At 69.8% G+C, this 18,081-nt stretch carries 21 protein-coding genes; all 21 read left to right on the top strand.

All coding sequences use genetic code 11. From position 1 onward, the window contains the following. The first annotated feature begins 44 nt into the window (after positions 1–44). The 21 genes from fabF (at position 45) to ACZ1HC_RS14545 (ending at position 18,074) form a co-directional block, all read left to right on the top strand. Positions 45–1,307, top strand: a complete 1,263-nt coding sequence (fabF, locus tag ACZ1HC_RS14645; protein WP_472700611.1) for a beta-ketoacyl-ACP synthase II — start codon at positions 45–47, stop codon at positions 1,305–1,307. Continuing rightward, positions 1,304–2,488: an endolytic transglycosylase MltG gene (gene mltG / locus ACZ1HC_RS14640; protein WP_472700610.1), complete on the top strand. Its 1,185-nt coding sequence runs from the start codon at positions 1,304–1,306 to the stop codon at positions 2,486–2,488. Before fabF ends, mltG begins: the two co-directional genes overlap by 4 nt. A 119-nt stretch (positions 2,489–2,607) precedes the next feature. Then, a complete protein-coding gene (locus ACZ1HC_RS14635; RefSeq protein ID WP_472700609.1) occupies positions 2,608–3,054 on the top strand; it encodes a hypothetical protein in 447 nt (148 codons plus the stop codon). A gap of 275 nt (positions 3,055–3,329) precedes the next feature. Then, positions 3,330–3,749 (top strand): permease, encoded by a 420-nt coding sequence (locus ACZ1HC_RS14630; RefSeq protein ID WP_472700608.1) that lies wholly within the window; start codon positions 3,330–3,332, stop codon positions 3,747–3,749. Then, on the top strand, positions 3,700–5,040 hold the full coding sequence (locus ACZ1HC_RS14625) for a DNA-packaging protein (RefSeq protein ID WP_472700607.1): 1,341 nt from the start codon (positions 3,700–3,702) through the stop codon (positions 5,038–5,040). Before ACZ1HC_RS14630 ends, ACZ1HC_RS14625 begins: the two co-directional genes overlap by 50 nt. Positions 5,041–5,140: 100 nt before the next feature. Next, positions 5,141–6,325: a phage portal protein gene (locus tag ACZ1HC_RS14620; RefSeq protein ID WP_472700606.1), complete on the top strand. Its 1,185-nt coding sequence runs from the start codon at positions 5,141–5,143 to the stop codon at positions 6,323–6,325. Between the two features lie 4 nt (positions 6,326–6,329). After that, positions 6,330–6,563: a GTA head formation protein, RCAP_rcc01685 family gene (locus tag ACZ1HC_RS14615; protein WP_130989394.1), complete on the top strand. Its 234-nt coding sequence runs from the start codon at positions 6,330–6,332 to the stop codon at positions 6,561–6,563. 3 nt (positions 6,564–6,566) lie between these two features. Further along, entirely contained in the window at positions 6,567–7,094 is a 528-nt protein-coding gene (locus ACZ1HC_RS14610; RefSeq protein WP_472700605.1) for an HK97 family phage prohead protease, read from the top strand. A gap of 114 nt (positions 7,095–7,208) precedes the next feature. Then, positions 7,209–8,372 (top strand): phage major capsid protein, encoded by a 1,164-nt coding sequence (locus tag ACZ1HC_RS14605; RefSeq protein WP_472700604.1) that lies wholly within the window; start codon positions 7,209–7,211, stop codon positions 8,370–8,372. 187 nt (positions 8,373–8,559) lie between these two features. Further along, positions 8,560–9,177, top strand: a complete 618-nt coding sequence (locus tag ACZ1HC_RS14600) for a head-tail connector protein (RefSeq protein WP_472700603.1) — start codon at positions 8,560–8,562, stop codon at positions 9,175–9,177. Next, the gene (locus ACZ1HC_RS14595; protein WP_472700602.1) at positions 9,174–9,512 is read left to right on the top strand and encodes a head-tail adaptor protein; all 339 of its coding nucleotides are present in this window, start codon (positions 9,174–9,176) and stop codon (positions 9,510–9,512) included. The genes ACZ1HC_RS14600 and ACZ1HC_RS14595 overlap by 4 nt, the downstream gene beginning before the upstream one ends. Beyond that, positions 9,509–9,928: a DUF3168 domain-containing protein gene (locus ACZ1HC_RS14590; RefSeq protein ID WP_472700601.1), complete on the top strand. Its 420-nt coding sequence runs from the start codon at positions 9,509–9,511 to the stop codon at positions 9,926–9,928. The genes ACZ1HC_RS14595 and ACZ1HC_RS14590 overlap by 4 nt, the downstream gene beginning before the upstream one ends. 12 nt (positions 9,929–9,940) lie before the next feature. Further along, positions 9,941–10,354 (top strand): phage major tail protein, TP901-1 family, encoded by a 414-nt coding sequence (locus ACZ1HC_RS14585; protein WP_472700600.1) that lies wholly within the window; start codon positions 9,941–9,943, stop codon positions 10,352–10,354. Next, positions 10,354–10,668 carry a gene transfer agent family protein gene (locus tag ACZ1HC_RS14580; protein ID WP_472700599.1) on the top strand — a complete coding sequence of 105 codons (315 nt, stop codon included), beginning with the start codon at positions 10,354–10,356 and terminating at the stop codon, positions 10,666–10,668. Before ACZ1HC_RS14585 ends, ACZ1HC_RS14580 begins: the two co-directional genes overlap by 1 nt. Positions 10,669–10,675: 7 nt before the next feature. Beyond that, a complete protein-coding gene (locus ACZ1HC_RS14575; protein ID WP_472700861.1) occupies positions 10,676–10,867 on the top strand; it encodes a rcc01693 family protein in 192 nt (63 codons plus the stop codon). An 11-nt stretch (positions 10,868–10,878) separates the two neighbouring features. Beyond that, complete coding sequence (locus ACZ1HC_RS14570; RefSeq protein WP_472700598.1) at positions 10,879–11,535, top strand: phage tail tape measure protein; 657 nt, start codon at positions 10,879–10,881, stop codon at positions 11,533–11,535. A gap of 13 nt (positions 11,536–11,548) precedes the next feature. Beyond that, complete coding sequence (locus ACZ1HC_RS14565) at positions 11,549–12,181, top strand: phage distal tail protein, Rcc01695 family (protein ID WP_472700597.1); 633 nt, start codon at positions 11,549–11,551, stop codon at positions 12,179–12,181. Continuing rightward, entirely contained in the window at positions 12,178–13,011 is an 834-nt protein-coding gene (locus ACZ1HC_RS14560; RefSeq protein WP_472700596.1) for a DUF2163 domain-containing protein, read from the top strand. Before ACZ1HC_RS14565 ends, ACZ1HC_RS14560 begins: the two co-directional genes overlap by 4 nt. Continuing rightward, positions 13,004–13,432, top strand: a complete 429-nt coding sequence (locus ACZ1HC_RS14555) for an NlpC/P60 family protein (protein WP_472700595.1) — start codon at positions 13,004–13,006, stop codon at positions 13,430–13,432. Before ACZ1HC_RS14560 ends, ACZ1HC_RS14555 begins: the two co-directional genes overlap by 8 nt. Before the next feature lie 21 nt (positions 13,433–13,453). After that, positions 13,454–17,338 (top strand): baseplate multidomain protein megatron, encoded by a 3,885-nt coding sequence (locus ACZ1HC_RS14550; protein WP_472700594.1) that lies wholly within the window; start codon positions 13,454–13,456, stop codon positions 17,336–17,338. After that, positions 17,328–18,074: a DUF2793 domain-containing protein gene (locus ACZ1HC_RS14545; protein ID WP_472700593.1), complete on the top strand. Its 747-nt coding sequence runs from the start codon at positions 17,328–17,330 to the stop codon at positions 18,072–18,074. The genes ACZ1HC_RS14550 and ACZ1HC_RS14545 overlap by 11 nt, the downstream gene beginning before the upstream one ends. Positions 18,075–18,081 lie beyond the last annotated feature (7 nt).

Genomic DNA, 18,081 nt, shown 5'->3' with positions numbered 1-18,081 from the left:
TGTATCAGGGCCGGGTCGAAATCGCAGCTTGAAGGACATTGCGGATGCGCAGGGTTGTTGTCACCGGGTTGGGGATGGTCACGCCGCTGGCCTGCGGCGTCGAGCCGACATGGGAGCGGCTGCTGGCCGGGCGGTCGGGCGCGGGACGGATCACGCGCTTCGATCCCAAGGACGTGGTGACCAAATACGCCTGCGAGATCCCCTTCGGCGACGGCAGCGACGGCAGCTTCAATCCCGACGACTGGATGGAGCCGAAGGACCGGCGCAAGGTCGATGACTTCATCCTGTACGGGATGGCCGCCGCCGAGCAGGCGGTGCGGGATTCGGGCTGGGAGCCGCAGACCGAGGAGGACCGCGAGCGGACCGGGGTGATGATCGGGTCGGGCATCGGCGGGCTGAACTCGATCGCCGAGACGGCGGTTCTGATCAAGGAGCGCGGGCCGAAGCGGGTGTCTCCGTTCTTCATCCCGGGGGCGCTGATCAACCTGGTCTCGGGGCAGGTCAGCATCCGCTTCGGCTTCAAGGGGCCGAACCACGCGGTCGTGACCGCCTGTTCCACCGGCGCGCACGCCATCGGCGACGCGGCGCGGCTGATCATGCTGGGGGATGCCGACGTGATGGTGGCGGGCGGCGCCGAAAGCCCGATCAGCGAGATCGGCATCGCCGGCTTCAACGCCTGCAAGGCGCTGTCCACCAAGCGCGACAACGATCCGCAGGCGGCCAGCCGCCCCTGGGATCTGGACCGCGACGGCTTCGTGATGGGCGAGGGCGCCGGCTGCGTGGTGCTGGAGGAATACGACCACGCCCGGGCGCGCGGGGCGCGCATCTATGCCGAGGTGCTGGGATACGGGCTGTCGGGCGATGCCTATCACATCACCGCGCCCAGCGAGGACGGCGACGGGGGCTTCCGCGCGATGCGGAACGCGCTGCGCCATGCCGGGCTTGAGCCTTCGGCCATCGACTACATCAACGCGCATGGCACCAGCACCATGGCCGACACCATCGAGCTGGGCGCCGTCGAGCGGCTGCTGGGCGATCATGCGGGCGACGTGGTGATGTCGTCCACCAAGTCGAGCATCGGGCACCTGCTGGGCGCGGCCGGCGCGGTCGAGGCGATCTTCTGCGTGCTGGCGATCCGCGACCAGATCTGCCCGCCGACGATCAACCTGGACAATCCCGCCGTCACGCCGAAGCTGGATCTGGCCGCCAATGCCGCGGTGCGCCGCAAGGTGGACGTGGCGCTGTCCAACAGCTTCGGCTTCGGCGGCACCAATGCCAGCCTGGTCCTGGGGAAGGTCCGGGAATGATCTGGCGCAACATCGCCTCGAACTTCCTGACGCTGCTGATCGTGCTGCTGATCGCGGCGGCGGCGGCGGTGGCCTGGGCCAAGCACCAGTTCACCGGGCCGGGTCCGAGCGCGGTGGCGCAATGCGTGCAGGTCGCGCCGGGCGCCAGCCTGAACGCGGTCAGCCAGCAGCTGGTCGAGCAGGGGGCGATCAGCAATTCCTATGTCTTCCGGGCGGGGACGGACTATCTGGGCCGGGCGCGGGATCTGAAGTTCGGCAGCTATCTGGTGCCGCCCCATGCCAGCATGGCCCAGATCGTCGGCGTCATCACCGAGGGCGGGCCGTCCACCTGCGGGACCGAGGTTCTGGTCCGCGTCGGCGTGCGCGAGAACAGCGTGCTGCTGCGCGACATGAACCCCGAGACAGGGGCCTTCGAGGAGATGGCGCGGTTCAACCCGGCCACCGAGACGGCCCCCGAGGAGATCATCGCCGCCGTCGAGAAGCCCGGCGCGCGGCTGCGCGTCGCCATGGCGGAGGGCGTGACCAGCTGGCAGGTGGTCGAGGCGCTGAAGGCCGCGACCTTCATGACCGGCGAGGTCGATGAGATCCCCGCCGAGGGCAGCCTTGCGCCCGACACCTACGAGGTCGAGAAGGGCACCAGCCGCAGCGCGCTGCTGGCCCTGATGGCCGAGCGGCAGGCCGCGATCCTGGCCGCCGAATGGGAGACGCGGCATTTCGGCCTGCCCTATGACAGCCCCGAGGAGGCGCTGATCATGGCCTCAATCGTCGAGAAGGAGACCGGCCTGCCCGAGGAGCGCCCGCTGGTGGCCAGCGTCTTCGTCAACCGGCTGGAGCAGGGGATGCGGCTGGAGACCGACCCGACGGTGATCTATGGCATCACCAACGGGCAGGGGGTGCTGGACCGCGGGCTGCGGCGGTCGGAACTGGCGGCGCCCACGCCCTACAACACCTATCGCATCGACGGGCTGCCGCCGACGCCGATCGCCAATCCGGGCCGCGACGCGATCCGGGCGGCGCTGAATCCCGACACCTCGGACTACCTGTTCTTCGTGGCGGACGGAAGCGGCGGGCACACCTTCTCGCGCACGCTGGCCGAACACAACGCCGCCGTGGCCCGCTGGCGCGAGATCGAGCGCCAGCAGGGCGGCGACCCCACAAGCCCCGTCCAGGGCGACGGCTGAACCCCAAGCCGTTCAAAGGGTTTGACAAGGCCGGTTCCCTTGCGCAGGCTGATCGCGGGGGCGGGCTTTTGTCCACGGCGTGATCCTGCGCCGGCCGCCGCCTTTCAGGAGATTGTGCCATGAAACTGTCCGACATGTTCTCGACCCTGGCGGAAAACGCCCGCACCTATGAAAAGCGCGTGGCCGAGTGGCAGGACGAGATGACGTCCCGCAACGAAGATATGATGGCCAGTGCCCGCAAGTGGCAGGAGGCCGCGCTGCAGCGCCAGGACGAGATGAACCGCCAGATCCGCAGCTATTTCGACGAGGCCGGCGAAACCGTCCGCCACCAGTGGCAGACCATGCAGAGCGCCTGGGAGGAGCAGTTCCAGAAGATGCGCGAGCGCGGCGAGGAGATGCGCGCGCAGGCGATGAAATCCGGCCAGTTGCCCGAATGGGCCGAGGCGTATGCCGCGCAGATGGTCAGCTTCGCGCAGAAGATGCAGGACGAGGCCGCCAACGCCATCGCCGCCGCCACCGAGGCGCGCGGCAAGGGCACCTCGGGCAGGGGCGACCGCAACGCCTGAGGCGAATCCGCGCCCGCCTGCGGGGCGCGTTGCCGGCTGGCGGTGTCGTCCGGCAACGGGGTGTTGCAGGGGGTGTTGCCCGGATCAAGGTCTTGTTCGGTCAGGTTAAAACTTTCCGCAGCGTACGCGCCCAGGTTTAAGGATTGACTTGCCGAACGCCCTAGGGTAGAACTTACACATGCTGGGAAAAGTGGGCAAGCGGCCGGGGGGCGACCCTTGGGCCGCTTTTTCAGTTTTCGGCTCGTGCGGACAGGACACGAGGCGGGACAGTTTGCATGAACGATATGGAATGGCGCGGGATCACCGATCCCGCGGGACCGTTCGCGGCCGGGGAAACCCTTCCGCGGGGGGGCGTGAAGCCGGTTGCGAATGCAGGGGCGGCGATGGACCCGGACGAGGCCATCGCGGTCGCTGAAGGGTTGTTCTGGTCCTATGTCAAGGATCTCAAACGTCACGAGGCCGCATTGGAGGCCCGGCAGAGCGGCGCGGTGGACCCCGCCGAACTGAAGGAAGCCATGCAAACCGCGAAGGTCGTCCGCGAGGCGGTCGGCCTTCTGATGGCGGAAAGGAACAGGGTTGACAAGTTACGCAAGGACATCGCCGGCGGGGTCGGAGGCGGAAGCCTCGACCTTGACGCGGCACGAGATGAAATCGGGCGCCGCCTGGCTTGCCTCCGCCGCGCCGGACGAGGTTGACGCATTCCTGGGCGGGCTGTCCGAGAATGCGCTGATGGCGCTGCCCTGGCTGTTCGAGTTCTGGGCCCTGCCGCACCAGTTGCCCCCCGAGGGCGACTGGAAGACCTGGGTCATCATGGGCGGGCGCGGCGCGGGCAAGACCCGTGCCGGGTCCGAATGGGTGCGGCGGATGGTCGAGGGACCGACCGCCGCCGCACCGGGGCGCTGTCACCGCGTGGCACTGGTCGGCGAGACCTTCGACCAGGTGCGCGAGGTGATGGTGTTCGGCGAATCCGGGATCCTTGCCTGTTCTCCGCCCGACCGGCGGCCGGTCTGGGAAGCCGGGCGCAAGCGCCTGGTCTGGGCCAACGGCGCGACCGCCACCGTCTATTCCGCGCATGAGCCCGAGGCGCTGCGCGGCCCGCAGTTCGACGCCGCTTGGGCGGACGAGCTGGCCAAGTGGAAGAAGTCCGAGGATGTCTGGGACATGCTGCAGTTCGCGCTGCGCCTGGGCGAGCATCCGCAGCAGGTGGTCACGACGACGCCGCGCAACGTGGGCGTGCTGAAGCGGATCCTGGGGAATGCCTCCACCGTGACGACCCATGCGCCCACGGATGCAAACCGCGCCTATCTGGCGGAAAGCTTCCTGACCGAGGTCGCCTCGCGCTTTGGCGGGACGCGGCTGGGGCGGCAGGAACTGGACGGCGTGCTGCTGGACGACGTGGAAGGCGCGCTGTGGACCACGGCGATGCTGGAAGGCGCGCGCGTCGAACGCGCGCCGAAGCTGTCGCGGGTGGTCGTGGCGGTCGATCCGGCGGTGACGGCGGGCAAGGCCAGCGATGAATGCGGCATCGTGGTCGCGGGCGTCGTGGCCGAGGGCGAGCCGGGCGACTGGCGGGCCTATGTGCTGGAGGATGCCACCGTCCGGGGCGGGCCGCTGGACTGGGCGCGCGCCGCCATCGCCGCGATGGACCGCCACGGCGCCGAACGGCTGGTGGCCGAGGTGAACCAGGGGGGCGATCTGGTGGAAAGCGTGATCCGACAGGTCGATCCGCTGGTGCCGTTCCGCGCCCTCCGCGCCGGCCGCGGCAAGGGTCTGCGGGCCGAGCCGGTCGCCGCGCTCTATGAGCAGGGCCGGGTCAAGCATCTGCGCGGTCTGGGCGCGCTGGAGGACCAGATGTGCCAGATGACGGTGCGCGGGTTCGAGGGGCGCGGCTCGCCCGATCGGCTGGACGCGCTGGTTTGGGCGATCCACGAACTGGTGATCGAGCCGGGGGCAGGCTGGCGGCGGCCGCAGATGCGGCGGCTGTAAGGGCGGGGGCTTCGCGCCCGGAACCCCGGCAGGACAATTGGACCAAGATGAAAGGGCTGGCCCGCGGGTTGGCCCTTTTTCGTTGGCATGGAGGCGAGAGATGGCGTTTCGGATGTTTTCACGGGAGGGCAAGCAGGCGCCTCCGCCAGAAGCCAAGGCCAGCGCGGCCGGCCGGGTCGTGGCCCTTGCCAGCGGCGTGGGGCGCGCGGTCTGGTCGTCGCGCGACACCGCCAGCCTGACGCGCGGCGGTTTCGTGGGCAATCCGGTGGGCTTTCGCTGCGTCAAGCTGATCGCCGAGGCGGCGGCGGCGGTGCCGGTCGTCTGCGAGGATCGCGACCGTCGTTACGACATCCACCCGGTGCTGGATCTGCTGCGGCGGCCCAATCCGGGGCAGGGCCGGGCGGAACTGTTCGAGGCGCTGTTCGGGCAGATGCTGCTGTCGGGCAACGGCTATCTCGAGGCCGCGGGGTTGGGCGCGCAGGGCCTGCCCGAGGAACTGCACGTGCTGCGGTCCGACCGCATGAGCATCGTGCCGGGCGCCGACGGCTGGCCGGTGGCCTATGATTACGCGGTTGGCGGGCGCAAGCACCGTTTCGACATGACCGGCAGTCCCGATCCCATCTGCCACGTGAAGTCGTTCCATCCCCAGGACGATCACTACGGTCTGTCGCCGATGCAGGCGGCGGCCGTGGCGCTGGATGTCCACAACAGCGCCAGCGCCTGGTCCAAGGCCCTGCTGGACAACGCGGCCCGGCCTTCGGGCGCCATCGTCTACAAGGGCGTGGACGGCCAGGGCGTGCTGTCGCCCGAGCAGTACGACCGCCTGGTGGGCGAGATCGAGATGAACCACCAGGGCGCGCGCAACGCCGGGCGGCCGATGCTGCTGGAGGGAGGGCTTGACTGGAAGCCGATGGGCTTCAGCCCCAGCGACATGGAGTTCCACGAGACGAAGATGGCCGCGGCGCGCGAGATCGCCCTGGCCTTCGGCGTGCCGCCGATGCTGCTGGGCATCCCCGGCGACGCGACCTATGCCAACTATGCCGAGGCCCATCGCGCCTTCTACCGGCTGACGGTGCTGCCGCTGGCGACGCGGGTCGCCGCATCGGTAGCCTGGTGGCTCTCCGAGCATCTGGGCGCCGAGATCGAGCTGCGCCCCGATCCCGACCGCATCCCGGCCCTGGCCGATGAGCGCGATCAGCAATGGGCCCGCATCGGCGCGGCAAGTTTCCTGACCGATGCGGAAAAGCGGGCGCTGCTGGGCCTGCCGCCGCTGGCCGGGGCGTGAGGCCATGGAGGGCTCGCGCTTCGTGAAGGACAGCTTCGGCTGGCACGACCAACGGTTCGAGGCTCAGGAACGGATCATGGCGCTGCAGTTCGGCACCGTCGAGAAACGGCTGGAGCGCATCGAGGCCCTGATCGAGGGGCTGGAGCGGCGGCTGTGGATGACCGTCTATGGCGTCGTCGCCGTGATCCTGACCCAGGCGGTGCAGGGCATTTTGGAATTCGCGCCGAAAGGAGGCTGACGGATGGTTCCGGGACTTGAGGTGAAATTCGCGGGCGGTGCGCCGGTCCTGACGGAAGGCCAGGTGATCGAGGGCTATGCCAGCCTGTTCGGCCTGACCGACCAGGGCGGCGACGCGGTGGCGCCGGGGGCCTTTGCGGCATCCCTGGCGCGTCTGGCGGCCAAGGGCGACAAGGTGCGGATGCTGTGGCAGCACGACCCCGCCAAGCCCATCGGCGTCTGGGACGAGGTCCGCGAGGACGACAGGGGCCTGTGGGTCAAGGGCCGCCTGCTGCCCGAGGTGGCGCAGGCCCGCGAGGCGGCGGCGCTGATCGAGGCCGGCGCCATCGACGGGCTGTCGATCGGCTATCGCACCATCCGCGCCGAGCGCGACGCGCAGGGGCGCCGGGTGCTGGCCGAGGTCGAGCTGTGGGAGGTGTCGCTGGTGACGTTCCCGATGCTTCCCGAAGCCAAGGTCGGCCGCAAGGAGGCCGACGAGCTGCGCGAGGTGGCGGCGCTGTTCACGGCGGCGGCCGAGGCGCTGCGGGCGTGAGGTTTGCGGGTGGGGCGCGGCCCCATCCCACGGTTTGGACTGCCTGTGGGCGGTCCGAAGGCAGGGGCGGCCAGAACGGGCGACATCCCCGATCATCGCGATGAGGAGAAGACCATGACCGAGGTGAAAGCCGCGGAAGGTGGCGGCACGGCCGCCGACCTGAAGGGAGCCATGATGGGGTTCGTCAGCGAACTCAGGGGCTTTCGTGACGACATCCAGAAGAAATTCTCTGCACAGGAAGAGCGCATGAACATGCTTGATCGCAAGACCGCCATCCGTGGCCGCGCACCGCTGTCCGCCACCGCCGAGGTCGAGGTGCCCCATCAGAAGGCCTTCAACGCCTATCTGCGCAGCGGCGACGATGACGGGCTGCGCGGCCTGGTCATCGAGGAGAAGGGCCTGTCCGTGGCCAGCGACGGGGGCTTCCTGGCCGCGCCGCAGGTGGCGGACACGGTGCAGAACGTGCTGCGCAGCGGCGCCTCGCTGCGCCGACTGGCCAATGTCGTGACCATCGAATCCGCCAGCTATGAGGTGCTGGTCGAAAAGAACGAGATGGGCGCGGGCTGGGCCGACGAAAACGCCGCCGCCGATACCGCCCCGGGCGGCATCGAGCGCATCTCGATCCCGCTGCACGAGCTGTCGGCCATGCCCAAGGCCAGCCAGCGTCTGCTGGACGATGCGGCCTTCGATGTCGAGGCCTGGCTGGCCGAGCGCATCGCCGACAAGTTCGCCCGTTCGGAGGCTGCGGCCTTCATCACCGGCGACGGCGTCGCCAAGCCCAGGGGGATCCTCTCGTACCCCACGGCGTCCACCGACGCGGCCGGGGATGGCCGGATCGGCGTGGTCGAGACCGGCACCATGGGCGGCTTCGACGCGGCCTCGCCCGCAGATGCGCTGATCAACCTGATCTATGCGCTGGGCGCCGAGTACCGCGTCAACGCCAGCTTCGTCATGAACTCGAAGACCGCTGCCGCGATCCGCAAGATGAAGGATGCCGACGGCCGCTTCCTGTGGACCGACGCGCTGTCGGCCGGGCAGACCCCGCAGCTGCTGGGCTATCCGGTGCTGATCAGCGAGGACATGCCCGACATCGCCACCGACGCCACCGCGGTCGCCTTCGGTGATTTCCGCGCCGCCTACACCATCGTCGAGCGTCCCGACCTGCGCGTGCTGCGCGACCCGTTCAGCGCCAAGCCGCATGTGCTGTTCTACGCGACCAAGCGCGTCGGCGGCGGCGTGACCGATTTCCGCGCCATCAAGCTGCTGCAGTTCGCCTGATCCCCATTCGCGGGACCAGGCGAGGGAAAGACCGCGCACGGGTGCTGGCCAATCCGGCTTTGCAACTGTCCGCGCGCGCTTTTGGCCGGCGCGCGGGCGCGGTCTTTCCCGACTTGATGCGACGGCAAGGCCCTGCGGGGCCTTGTCCCGGTGGATGAAGCGGACAGCAAGACGGGAGGTTCGCGAGATGATGCTGATCGAGGAAACGGCGCCGGCAGCCGAGGCACTGCCTGTCGCGGCGTTGCGCGAGCATCTGCGGCTTGGAACGGGTTTCGAGATTGCAGACGACACGGCGGAAGACATGGCCCTGGCAGGGTTCCTGCGGGCTGCCATCGCGACGATCGAGGCGCGAACCGGCAAGGTGCTGCTGACCCGGCGCTTCACGATGCAGCTTGACGACTGGCGCGACCGGCTGGGCCAGACCCTGCCCCTGGCGCCCGTAAGGCAGGTCGAGAAGATCGAGATCGACGACGGCATGGGCACCGTCACCCAGATCCCGCATGAGAGCTGGCGCCTTCTGCCCCACGGGCAGCGCCCGATGATCCTGCCCACCGGGGTGATCCTGCCCCATGTGCCGCGTCGCGGGATGGTCAGCGTCACCTTCGTGGCCGGCTTCGGCGATACCTGGTCGCAGGTTCCGGCCGATCTGGCGCAGGCGGCGATCATGCTGGCCGCGCGCTACTACGAGGATCGCAGCCACGACGGCACGAAGGGCGCGATGCCCTTCGGCGTCAGCGCGCTGATCGAACGCTGGCGGCAGGTCCGCACCCTGGCCGGGCGCGGCAGCCGGGAGATACGGCGATGAGCGTGCCGAACCTGAACGTCCGGCTGGATCTGGAAGGCTCGGTTCGCCAGCAGGACGGGCTGGGCGGCTATCGCACCGTCTGGCAGCGGATCGGGACCCTGTTTGCCGAACTGAAGGCCGGAACCGGCCAGGAACGCGGCGCCGAGGTCGGACCGGAAAGCGTCGTGTCCTGGCGCATCACCGTGCGGGCCGCCAGAACCGGCGATCCCCGCCGCCCGGCAGCCGGCCAGAGGCTGCGGATGGGGCCGCGGCTGTTCGTGATCGAGGCCGTGGCTGAGCGCGACCCGGCCGGCCGCTGGCTGACCTGCTTTGCCCGAGAGGAGGCCCAAGCATGACCTATGCAGCAAGCGTCGCCCTTCAGGGGGCGGTTTACCAGCATTTGCGCGGCGATGCCGCGCTGGGTGATCTGGTGGGGGACGCGATCTTCGACGCGATGCCGGTGGATGCGCCCTCGGGGGTCTTCGTCTCGCTGGGGCCCGAGGATGTGCGGGATGCGGGCGACATGACGGCGGCGGCCTCGCAGCACGATTTCGTGGTTTCGGTCCTGTCGGGGGCGGACCAGGGGGCGGGCTTCGCCGCGGTCAAGGCCGCGGCCGTCGCGGTGGCGGACGCCCTGGATCAGGCCCCTCTGGCGCTGAGCCGGGGGCGCCTGACGGGCTTGTGGTTCCAACGCGCCAGGGCGCGGCGGGTGGAAAACGGTGCCGCGCGGCGGGTCGATCTGACCTTTCGCGCGCGGATTGATCTGGGCTGAGGAGTAGGGCCAATGGCGGCACAGAATGGACGCGATCTTCTGATCAAGATGGACATGACCGGGGACGGGGCGTTCGAGACGATCGCCGGGCTGCGCGCCTCGCGGCTGTCCTTCAACGCCGAGACGGTCGATGTGACCAGCCTGGAGAGCGAGGGCGGCTGGCGCGAACTGCTGGGCGGGGCGGGGGTGCGCAGCGCCTCGATTTCCGGGTCGGGGGTATTTCGCGATGCCAATACCGACGGCCGCGCGCGCCAGATCTTCTTCGACGCGGAGGTTCCCCGGTTCCAGGTGGTGATCCCGGACTTCGGCACCGTCGAAGGACCGTTCCAGATCACCGCGCTGGAATATGCCGGAAGCTACAACGGCGAGGCGACCTATGAGGTGACGATGGCCTCGGCGGGCGCGCTGAACTTCGTGGCGCTGTGATGGCCAACCCGATGCGCGGAGAGGTCGAGGTGGTGCTGGATGGCGCGCCCCACATCGCCCGGCTGACCCTGGGCGCCCTGGCCGAACTGGAACACGACCTTGGCGCCGACAGCCTGATGGCGATCGCCGCCCGCTTCGAGGCCGGCCGCTTCAGCAGCCGGGATGTCCTGGCGGTGCTGGTCGCGGGACTGCGGGGCGGCGGCTGGCGCGGCACGGCCGCGGATCTGCTGACGGTCGAGATCGGCGGCGGGCCGGTGGCCGCGGGACGGGCCGCGGCCGAGCTTCTGGCGCGGGCGTTCCGGATCGCCGCATGAGCGGGGGCTGGACTGGCCCGGCCTGATGCGGGCCGGGATGCGCGGGCTGGGGCTGCGCCCGGACCAGTTCTGGGCGCTGACCCCGGCCGAGCTTGCGCTGATGCTGGGCGTCGAGGCCGGGCCGCCCGCCATGACGCGGGACCGGCTGGCAGAACTGGCCGCCCGGTTCCCCGACCGCCCGCGCGACATTTCTGGATAAGGGGCAGGACAATGGCCAACAAGGACGGCTTCACCACCACACTGGACGACCTGGACCAGGGCTTCGGCCAGACCAGCCGCATGACCGCCGCCTTCGAGGCCGAGCTGGAGCGGCTGCGTCAGTCCATGACCGTCACCGCCCGCGAGGTCGGCTCGCTCAGCTCGGGGATCGAGGGCGGGCTGCGGCGGGCCTTCGACAACCTGATCTTCGATGGCGAGAAGCTGTCGGACGCGCTGAAGGGCATCGGCCGGTCGATTGCCGACACGGTCTTTTCCATGGCAATGAAGCCGGTCGAGAACGCCCTTGCCGGGTCGCTGGCCCAGGGCATCGGCGGGATGCTGTCGGGCGCGATGCCCTTTGCCGACGGCGGCGCCTTCGTGCAGGGGCGGGTGATGCCCTTCGCCAAGGGCGGCGTCGTCAGCCAGCCCACGCACTTCCCGATGCGCGGCGCCACCGGCCTGATGGGCGAGGCCGGCCCCGAGGCGATCATGCCGCTGCGGCGGGGGGCCGACGGGCGGCTGGGGGTGGCGGCGGCCGGGGGCGGATCGCGGCCGGTCAATGTCACGGTCAACGTCTCGACCCCCGATGTCGCGGGCTTCCAGCGCAGCCAGTCCCAGATCGCGGCGCAACTGGGCCGGGTTCTGGCCCGCGGCGAACGCAACAACTGAAACAGGGACGGCAATGGCTTTTCACGAGGTAAGATTTCCCGCGAACCTGTCCTTCGGGTCGGTGGGCGGACCCGAGCGGCGGACCGAGATCGTGGCGCTTGCCAGCGGCTTCGAGGAACGCAACACCCCCTGGGCGCACGCCCGCCGCCGCTATGACGCGGGCATGGGGCTGCGGTCGCTGGACGACCTGTCGGCCCTGGTCGCCTTCTTCGAGGCCCGGGCCGGGCAGTTGCACGGTTTCCGCTGGAAGGACTGGTCGGACTTCAAGAGCTGCCTGCCGTCGCAGGCGCCCCGGTTCGACGATCAGGTGATCGGCCAGGGCGACGGCACGACACGGCTGTTTCCGCTGACCAAGACCTATTCCTCGGGGCCGGGGCGCTATGCGCGCCCGATCACCAAGCCCGTCCGGGACAGCGTCCGCGCCGGCATCGGCGGCAACGAGGTCTTTCCCGGCATCCATTACGAGGTCGATCACGCCCGGGGCGAGGTTACCTTCAAGGCCGCCCCCGAGCCGGGCGCCGAGGTGACGGCGGGCTACGAGTTCGACGTCCCGGTGCGCTTCGATACCGACCGCATCGCGGTTTCGGTCGCCTCCTTCCAGGCGGGCGAGATGCCTGACATTCCGGTCATCGAGGTGCGCGTATGACGGCCACGACCCTGGCGCGGGCCTGGATGGTCCGGCGCGCGGACGGCATGGTGCTGGGATTTACCGACCATGACGCCGCCTTGAGCTTTGGCGGCATCCGCTTTCGTCCCGATCATGGCATGTCGGCCCGCGCCCTGGTGCAGGCAACGGGCCTCTCGGTCGACAACTCCGAGGCCGAGGGCGCGCTGTCGGACGACGCGATCACCGAACGCGATGTCCTGGCAGGCCGCTGGGACGGGGCCGAGGTGAAGATGTGGGAGGTGGACTGGACCGATGTCGCCGCCCGCCGCCTGGTCTTCGCCGGCAGCCTGGGCGAGATCGCCCGCGCCCAGGGCGCCTTCCGGGCCGAGCTTCGCGGGCTGTCGGAACCGCTGAACGCGGCGCGGGGGCGGGTCTTTCACCCGCACTGCTCGGCCCGGCTGGGCGATGGGCGCTGCCGGCAGCCGCTGACGGGCGACACCTTCGCCGCCGAGGTTCGCATCACGGCCCTTGAGGATGGGCGCATCCTGCGGTTCGCGGCCTTTCCCGCCTATGACGCCGGCTGGTTCGAACGGGGCAGCCTGACGGTTCTGACCGGCGAGGCCGAGGGGCTGCGGGGCACCATCAAGAACGACAGAGCGCAACCGGGCGGCATCCGCGAGATCGAGCTTTGGCAGGGCCTGGGGATTGCGCCTAAGCCGTCGGACCGCGTGCGGCTGGTCGCCGGTTGCGACAAGCGCGCCCAGACCTGCAGGGACAAGTTCGACAATTTTCTCAACTTCCGCGGCTTTCCGCATCTTCCTTCGGAAGACTGGATCATGGCGCCGCAGGCGGGGGCTCGTCGTGGGTGAGGATGTGGTTGCCCTGGCGCGGGCCTGGATCGGCACGCCCTATCAGCATCAGGCCAGTTCCAGAGGCGTCGCCTGCGACTGCCTGGGGCTGATCCGCGGTCTGTGGCGCGAACGGCACGGCGCCGAGCCCGAGATCCCGCCCCCCTACACGCCCGACTGGGGCGAGGGCGGCGGGCAGGAGGTGCTGATGGAGGCCGCCCTGCGCCATCTTGTCCCCGTGTCGCGCCAGGCCCCCTTGCAGGCGGGCGACATCCTTCTGTTCCGGATGCGCGCCGGCGCGGTCGCAAAGCATCTGGGCATCCTGTCCGAGGCGGGCGAGGCGGCCCGCTTCATCCACGCCTACAACGCGCATGGCGTCATCGACAGTCCGCTGACGACGCCCTGGCAGAACCGGATCGCCGCCCGGTTCCGCTTTCCCTGATTTCAGACTGAGGAGGCCATCATGGCGACCATCGTGCTGTCCGCCGTAGGGGCGTCGATTGGCGGAAGCTTCGGCGGCGCGGTTCTGGGCCTGTCGGGCGCCGTGATCGGCCGCGCGGTCGGCGCGACCGTCGGGCGGGTGATCGACCAGCGGCTGCTGGGCGGCGGCTCGAAGGCGGTAGAGACCGGGCGCATCGACCGCCTGCGCATCCAGACCGCGGGCGAAGGCGCGCCCATCCCCCGGATCTGGGGCCAGATGCGCCTGCCGGGGCATGTCGTCTGGGCATCTCCGCTCGAGGAGATCGCGCGGTCCGAGGATGCAGGCGGCGGCAAGGGCACGCCGCGCTCCACCGTCACGCAGATCAGCTATCGCCTGTCGGTGGCCCTGGCGCTGTGCGAAGGGCGCATCCTGGGGGTCGGACGGGTCTGGGCGGACGGCGAGGAGATCTCGGCCGACGACCTGAACATGCGCGTCTATATGGGCGACGAGGATCAGCGTCCCGATCCCGCCATCGCCGCGCACGAGAGCGATCTGGCACCGGCCTATCGCGGCCTTGCCTATGTGGTGCTGGAGGATCTGAACCTGGAAGCCTGGGGCAACCGGATGCCGCAGCTGAGCTTCGAGGTCACCTCGCCCGCCCAGGACGGCAGCGGTCTGTGCCGGGACGTGCGCGCCGTGGCGCTGATTCCGGGGACCGGCGAATATTCGCTGGCCACGACGGCGGTCAATCAGGATCTGGGACTGGGGGAACTGCGGTCAACGAATGTCAACACGCCCCTGGGAGGCACGGACTTCACCGCCTCGATGAACATCCTGGGCCGGGAACTGCCGAACGTCGGATCGGTGTCCCTGGTGGTGTCCTGGTTCGGCAGCGACCTGCGCATCAACCGTTGCAGTGTGCAGCCCAAGGTCGAGCAGAAGGAGATCGACGGCGACGAGATGGCGTGGTCGGTGGCCGGCATCGACCGGCAGGCGGCGGCGCAGGTGTCGCGCGTGGATGACCGGCCGATCTATGGCGGTACGCCGGCCGACCAGTCGGTAGTCGAGGCCCTTGGCGCCATTGCGGCGTCCGGGCGCAAGGCGGTCTTTTACCCGTTCATCCTGATGGAGCAGCTTGCCGGGAACGGGCTGCCCGATCCCTATGGCGCGTCAGAACAGCCTGTCATGCCGTGGCGGGGCCGGATCACGACCTCGGTCGCGCCGGGCCGGGCAGGGTCGGCGGATGGCACGGCTGCGGCGAAGGCCGAGGTCGATGCCTTCTTCGGCACCGCGTCGCCGGGGGATTTCCGCCGTGACGGAAGCCGGGTTTCCTATCATGGTCCCGACGAATGGTCCTATCGCCGGTTCATCCTGCATTACGCGCATCTCTGCGCCGCGGCGGGCGGCATCGATGCCTTCCTGATCGGGTCCGAGATGGTCGCCATGACCCGGATCCGGGGGGCGGGGGACAGCTATCCCGCCGTTCAGCATCTGTGCCGGCTGGCCGAGGACGTTCGCGCGATCCTGGGGCCGTCGGTGCAGATCGGCTACGCCGCCGACTGGTCGGAGTATTTCGGCCATCATCCCGGGGGCGGCGAACTGTTCTTTCACCTCGATCCGCTGTGGTCGCACCCGGACATCGACTTCATCGGCATCGACAACTACATGCCGCTGTCGGACTGGCGGGATTCCGAGGATCACCTGGACGCCCGCTGGGGGCGGATCGGCAACCCGGACTACCTGGAAGGCAATGTCTGCGGCGGCGAGGGCTATGACTGGTATTATGCCAGCGACGCCGACCGCGACGCGCAGATCCGCACCCCCATCACCGACGGCGCCCATGACGAGGCCTGGGTCTGGCGCTACAAGGATCTGGCCGGCTGGTGGCAGAACCTGCATTTCAACCGCCCGGGCGGCGTCCGGTCCCGCGAGGCGACTGGCTGGGTGCCCGGATCCAAGCCGATCTGGTTCACCGAATACGGCTGCGCGGCCCTGGACAAGGCCACCAACCAGCCCAACAAGTTCCTGGACGCCATGAGTTCGGAAAGCACGCTGCCCCACTATTCGAACGGGCAGCGCGACGATGCGATTCAGGCCGCCTACATCCAGGCGGTGACGTCGTTCTGGTCGAAGCCCGCCAACAACCCCGTCAGGGAAGGCGGCGGGCGGATGGTGGTGCTGGACCGGGCGCATGTCTGGTGCTGGGACGCGCGGCCCTATCCGGCCTTTCCCGGACGCCCCGACCTGTGGTCCGACGGCCCGGCCTGGCAGCGCGGTCACTGGCTGAACGGGCGCGCAGGGGCGGTGACGCTGGGTGCGGTCATCGCCGACATCTGCCGCGAGGCGGGGGTGGCGCGCTTCGATGTCAGCGCCGTCGCGGGCTTGGTCCGGGGGTTTCACGTCAATGGCGGGGAAACCGGTCGCGCCGCGCTGCAGCCGCTGCTGCTGGCCTACGGCATCGACGCCGTCGAACGCGATGGCTGCCTGTGCTTCGTTCCCCGCGATGGCTTGGTCAGGCGCGATCTGGGCCTCGAGCATCTGGCGGTGGGCGAGGAGGTTCGGGGTTTCGAGACCGTCCGTCTTGCGCAGGCGGAACTGCCCGGCCGTCTGCGGATCTCGCATGTCGAGGCGGGCGGCGACTACGCGACCGCCACATCCGAGGCCAGCCACGCCGATGCAGGCCAGGAAACCGCCAGCGACAGCGAGTTCGCCTTGTCGCTGACGCGGGCAGAAGGGCGGGCCATCGCCGAACGCTGGCTTGCCGAGGCGGTGGTTTCGCGGGACACGGCGCGCTTCGTGCTGCCTCCGTCCCAGGGCGATCTGGGGTCGGGGGATGTCGTGCGCATGGACGACGGGCGCGGCCAGCCGAAACGCTGGCGCATCGACCGGGTCGAGCGCGCCGGGGCCGTGACCGTCGATGCCGTCCGGGTCGAGCCGGGGGTCTATCGCCCGGCCGACGCCCACGAGGATGACGGCTTCATCAGCCGCTACACTCCGCCGCTGCCCGTCTGGCCGCTGTTTCTGGACCTTCCGCTGCTGAAGGGCGACGAGCAGCCCCATACCCCCTATCTTGCCGCCACGGCGAAGCCCTGGCCGGGAGCGGTCGTCGCCTACGCCTCGATCGAGGAAGACGGCGGGTTCGAGCTGAACACGACCTTGACCCGCCGCGCCTTCATCGGGCGGACCGAGACGATCCTGCGGCGGGCACGGCCCGGAGTCATCGACCGGGGCGAACCCCTGCGGATCCGCCTGAAGGATGCCGCGCTGCGTTCGGTCGGGCTGAAGGCCCTGCTGGCGGGGGGCAACGCCCTGGCGATCGGCGACGGCTCTCTGGAGAACTGGGAGATCCTCCAGTTCGGCCGGGCTGTCCCGGTGGAACGGAACCTGTGGGAGATCAGCGACAGGTTGCGCGGCCAGGCCGGAACGGATGCCATCATGCCCGAGGCATGGCCGAAGGGCAGCATCGTCATGCTGCTGGACGGGGCCGCGCGGCAGGTGGCGCTGCCGCCCTCGGCCCGGGGGCAGGAGCGGTTCTGGCGCATCGGCCCGGCGCGGCGGCCGTTCGACGATCCCAGCTATCGCCCGGCGGCCACGCAGGCGCGGGGGATCGGATTGCGGCCCTATGCGCCGTGCCACCTGCGCGCCGACGGCCGCACACTCAGCTGGATCCGACGCAGCCGGATCGACGGCGACGGCTGGGAGGGCGCGGACATCCCCTTGGGCGAGGTGCGGGAAAGGTATCGCCTCCGCATCGTCCAGGGCGGCAGCCTGCTGCACGAGACGGATGTCGGCGCGCCGGAATACGTCGTGCCCGAACAGGTCTGGTCGGACGCGCTCAGCGGCGGCGCCTTCACGGTCGCCGTCGCCCAGTTGTCCGACCAGTTCGGGCCCGGCCCCTTTGTCAGGAGGATTCTCAATGAGCAGTGAAACCACGCGCCTTCAGCTGCCCCTGCTTCAGCCGGCGCAGGCCCAGAAGCATGTGACGGTCAACGAGGCCCTGATGCGGCTGGACGGCCTGACGAATGCGGTGCTGGAAAGCACCACCGTGCCGACGCCGCCCGAGGTGGTCATCGACGGCCAGTGCTGGTGGGTGCCGCCGGGGGCCGCCGGTGCCTGGACGGGCAGGGGCGGGCACGTCGCCGTCGGGTCGAATGGCGGCTGGATCTACGTCAAGCCGGGGCGCGGGATGCGCGCCTTCATCGCCGATCGCGGCGTCGCGGCCGTCTTTGACGGTGAAAGCTGGTTTCTGGGCGCGGCAAGCCTGGGCGCCACCGGCTCGGGCCTGGCGTTTGGCATGGCCGAGGGAGAGGTCGCGGTCGGCAGCGGCGCGGCCTTCAGCACCGGCATCGCCATCCCCGCGGGCGTCATGGTCATCGGTGCCGTCGCGCGGGTCACGCAGGCGCTGACCGGGACGCTGACGACTTGGCGGCTGGGGACGGCGGATTCTGGACAACCGCTTCGGCCAGGGGCTGGGCAAGGGCGCGGGGTCGTGGGCGCGCGGGATGCTGGGCACGCCGATGACCTATTACGACAGCGCGCCGCTGCTGATGACCGCAGAAGGCGGCAGCTTTGCCGGCGGCAGGGTCAGGCTGGCGGTCCATTGGCTGGAGCTTCGGCTGCCGGACTGAAAGCCGATCTTTTCCCTTCCGCATGTTCGCGCTAAGAAAGGG

The organism is Paracoccus sp. BR5-17, assembly GCF_055693925.1.
Note: the sequence above shows the minus strand (reverse complement) of the source record. Positions and strands in the feature narration are given on the sequence as shown.

Excerpts from the sequence above, each read along its gene's own strand:
- fabF (WP_472700611.1), top strand. The coding sequence starts at position 45 with ATGCGCAGGGTTGTTGTCACCGGGTTGGGGATGGTCACGCCGCTGGCC.
- mltG (WP_472700610.1), top strand. The coding sequence starts at position 1,304 with ATGATCTGGCGCAACATCGCCTCGAACTTCCTGACGCTGCTGATCGTG.
- ACZ1HC_RS14635 (WP_472700609.1), top strand. The coding sequence starts at position 2,608 with ATGAAACTGTCCGACATGTTCTCGACCCTGGCGGAAAACGCCCGCACC.
- ACZ1HC_RS14630 (WP_472700608.1), top strand. The coding sequence starts at position 3,330 with ATGAACGATATGGAATGGCGCGGGATCACCGATCCCGCGGGACCGTTC.
- ACZ1HC_RS14625 (WP_472700607.1), top strand. The coding sequence starts at position 3,700 with ATGAAATCGGGCGCCGCCTGGCTTGCCTCCGCCGCGCCGGACGAGGTT.
- ACZ1HC_RS14620 (WP_472700606.1), top strand. The coding sequence starts at position 5,141 with ATGGCGTTTCGGATGTTTTCACGGGAGGGCAAGCAGGCGCCTCCGCCA.
- ACZ1HC_RS14615 (WP_130989394.1), top strand. The coding sequence starts at position 6,330 with ATGGAGGGCTCGCGCTTCGTGAAGGACAGCTTCGGCTGGCACGACCAA.
- ACZ1HC_RS14610 (WP_472700605.1), top strand. The coding sequence starts at position 6,567 with ATGGTTCCGGGACTTGAGGTGAAATTCGCGGGCGGTGCGCCGGTCCTG.
- ACZ1HC_RS14605 (WP_472700604.1), top strand. The coding sequence starts at position 7,209 with ATGACCGAGGTGAAAGCCGCGGAAGGTGGCGGCACGGCCGCCGACCTG.
- ACZ1HC_RS14600 (WP_472700603.1), top strand. The coding sequence starts at position 8,560 with ATGATGCTGATCGAGGAAACGGCGCCGGCAGCCGAGGCACTGCCTGTC.
- ACZ1HC_RS14595 (WP_472700602.1), top strand. The coding sequence starts at position 9,174 with ATGAGCGTGCCGAACCTGAACGTCCGGCTGGATCTGGAAGGCTCGGTT.
- ACZ1HC_RS14590 (WP_472700601.1), top strand. The coding sequence starts at position 9,509 with ATGACCTATGCAGCAAGCGTCGCCCTTCAGGGGGCGGTTTACCAGCAT.
- ACZ1HC_RS14585 (WP_472700600.1), top strand. The coding sequence starts at position 9,941 with ATGGCGGCACAGAATGGACGCGATCTTCTGATCAAGATGGACATGACC.
- ACZ1HC_RS14580 (WP_472700599.1), top strand. The coding sequence starts at position 10,354 with ATGGCCAACCCGATGCGCGGAGAGGTCGAGGTGGTGCTGGATGGCGCG.
- ACZ1HC_RS14570 (WP_472700598.1), top strand. The coding sequence starts at position 10,879 with ATGGCCAACAAGGACGGCTTCACCACCACACTGGACGACCTGGACCAG.
- ACZ1HC_RS14565 (WP_472700597.1), top strand. The coding sequence starts at position 11,549 with ATGGCTTTTCACGAGGTAAGATTTCCCGCGAACCTGTCCTTCGGGTCG.
- ACZ1HC_RS14560 (WP_472700596.1), top strand. The coding sequence starts at position 12,178 with ATGACGGCCACGACCCTGGCGCGGGCCTGGATGGTCCGGCGCGCGGAC.
- ACZ1HC_RS14550 (WP_472700594.1), top strand. The coding sequence starts at position 13,454 with ATGGCGACCATCGTGCTGTCCGCCGTAGGGGCGTCGATTGGCGGAAGC.
- ACZ1HC_RS14545 (WP_472700593.1), top strand. The coding sequence starts at position 17,328 with ATGAGCAGTGAAACCACGCGCCTTCAGCTGCCCCTGCTTCAGCCGGCG.